The organism is Bullifex sp., from assembly GCF_034103065.1.
Taxonomy (GTDB): Bacteria; Spirochaetota; Spirochaetia; order Sphaerochaetales; family Sphaerochaetaceae; genus Bullifex.
Window position 1 is genome coordinate 1 of sequence record NZ_JAXEGN010000051.1, and the last position, 2,289, is coordinate 2,289.

Sequence of the window (2,289 nt, forward strand, 5' to 3'; positions counted from 1 at the left end):
AAGTGTATCGGATGTGGTATTTGTACTACAAAGTGTAAGTTTGATGCCATTACCCTTCATCGTGACCACCCAGAAGCTTCAAAGATGGTCGTTGCTGAGGATAAGTTTAAACACATAATTCCTTATGCAGCTAAACGTGGAGTAAAGATTTTATTTAAGGGCAATAAGAACGATGCATGAGCTTGGAGTAGTCTTTCACTGCATTGACCAAGTAAATAAAATTGCAGCAGAAAATAATGTTAAAAAGATTAACTCTGTTACAGTGGAGATCGGAGAGGTCTCCACTGTTATTCCAGCCCTCTTTGAAGATTGTTGGTCTTGGGCTGTAAAAAAGGAAACTGTTTTAAAGGATGCAAAAATTAAAGTAGAAGTAATTAAAGCAATTACTTATTGTGAGGATTGTAAAAGCGAGTATCCTACAGTTCAATATGGAAAAGTTTGTCCAAATTGTAAGAGTGAAAGGACTTATTTACTAACTGGAAATGAGTTAATTATTAAAGAGATTGAAGCTGTTGAGGTGTAGAATGGATAAAGTAAGAATTATAGAAGTTAAGCAAAGTATCTTTGAAAATAACGATAGAGATGCAGATAAATTAAGAGAAGAACTTAAAGAGAAAAAGACTTTTTTATTAAATTTAATGTCTTCTCCTGGTAGTGGTAAAACTACATTCTTAAAGGGCATTATTAAAAGATTAAAGGATGAAATCTCAATTGGTGTAATGGAAGCTGATATCGATTCCGATGTTGATGCTTTAGCAATAAAGGAAACAGGTGTTAGAGCTATCCAGCTTCATACTGGAGGTATGTGTCATCTAGATGCTTCAATGACAAGACAAGGCATTGAGGAATTTGGTGTTAACGACCTTGATCTGGTAGTACTAGAGAATGTTGGTAACCTAGTATGTCCTGCAGAATTTGATACAGGATCTGTAAAAAATGCAGTAATTCTATCTGTTCCTGAAGGTCATGATAAGCCACTAAAATATCCATTAATGTTTGAGGTTGCACATATCCTTATCATAAATAAAATTGATGTTATTCCTTACTTTGATTTTGACCTCGATAAAGTAAAAGAGTATGCATTAATGAGAAATCCAAAATTAAAGATTTTTACTGTTTCTTCAAAAACAGGTGAAGGATTAGATGAGGTTGCTTCATACATTAAAGCTGAAGTAAATGATTGGATAAAATAAAGTAAAAATGGCGGTGAATAAATTTTTCACTTCACCGCCATACATTATTAGAGACAGGTCTTCTTTAACTCTTCATATAAAGCAGCTGAAGTTAGCTGTTGGTATGGTTGAACGTAGAAAAGAGAAACTACACCAAAGGTTAATGCACCTAAAATGTACCAAGGAATAAAGCTTAATGTTAGTACGAAGGCCCTCCACTTATTTCCACTCATCAGCTTTTTACTCTTTATGAATGCTTCCTGTCTAGAAATATTAGGATCCTCAGAAAGAATGTATGGGATCATAGAGTATTCGTAGTACTTAACTATTCCTGGAACTATAAATAGTAATGACCATAGTCCTATAAAAAGATTCATAAAAAATAATGTATTTACATTTCTCTTATATGATACATCGTAGCCTAAAGCAGTATCAGCAATATTTGCACTCCCATTAAGCGCATTAATTCTAAATTTGCATACTCCTACTTTAAATGGATTAATTAAAAATACTATTAAGATAATAAATAGTGCAAAAGCAATAAATCCAAAGAGTCCTGTAAATATAACTAAAAATGGATTATTTATAAATGCATATCCAATAATATCATCTAGCTTATCGGATTTATGAGTGAGTATGCTTCCTCCTGAAAATACTAATGTAAAGATCGCAGAAATTAATACTGCTTTCCAATAGTTCCTATTTAAGCCGTCTTTAGCTCTTAATTTTAATTCTTTTCTTGTCCACATGATTTTACTCCTAAAATTAAGCTACAAATTATTATAAGGTTAACAAAACTCTTTGTTAATAATTTTGATTCACGATTTTTAAAAGACGGAATAATCCAATGTTCGGATTTAAAAAATAATATTTTTGGTGGTAAAATTATTTTGAATTAAGAAAGAGGAGGTACTATGGCTTATCACGTTCTTGATGAAGCAGATAAATGTTTAGGATGCAAAAAACCAATGTGTCAGGAAGGTTGTCCTATCCATACAAACATTCCAGAAGCTATTAGACTTTTAAAGCAGAGCAAGCTTAATGAAGCTGGTAAAATGCTCTTTGAAAATAACCCACTCACGACTGTATGTGCCATTGTATGTAACCATGAAAGACA

General features: G+C 32.4%; 4 protein-coding genes and 1 pseudogene. 4 read left to right on the plus strand and 1 reads right to left on the minus strand.

Annotated features, from left to right (window positions below; all coding sequences use genetic code 11):
* The 3 genes from SOY52_RS02075 to hypB form a co-directional block, all read left to right on the plus strand.
* The coding region (locus SOY52_RS02075; RefSeq protein WP_320847328.1) for a 4Fe-4S binding protein at positions 1-180 on the plus strand (180 nt) is incomplete at its 5' end.
* Positions 173-523, plus strand: a complete 351-nt coding sequence (locus SOY52_RS02080; RefSeq protein ID WP_320847329.1) for a hydrogenase maturation nickel metallochaperone HypA — start codon at positions 173-175, stop codon at positions 521-523. The genes SOY52_RS02075 and SOY52_RS02080, both read left to right, overlap by 8 nt.
* 1 nt (position 524) lies before the next feature.
* The gene (hypB, locus tag SOY52_RS02085; RefSeq protein WP_320847330.1) at positions 525-1,193 is read left to right on the plus strand and encodes a hydrogenase nickel incorporation protein HypB; all 669 of its coding nucleotides are present in this window, start codon (positions 525-527) and stop codon (positions 1,191-1,193) included.
* A gap of 47 nt (positions 1,194-1,240) precedes the next feature.
* Here the strand turns inward: hypB and SOY52_RS02090 are convergent, their stop codons facing one another.
* Entirely contained in the window at positions 1,241-1,921 is a 681-nt protein-coding gene (locus tag SOY52_RS02090) for a DUF975 family protein (RefSeq protein ID WP_320847331.1), read from the minus strand.
* 165 nt (positions 1,922-2,086) lie between these two features.
* On the opposite strand from SOY52_RS02090, the pseudogene SOY52_RS02095 reads away from it, so the two are divergent.
* Positions 2,087-2,289 (plus strand): annotated as a pseudogene (locus SOY52_RS02095) (NAD(P)-dependent oxidoreductase); the annotation flags it as partial.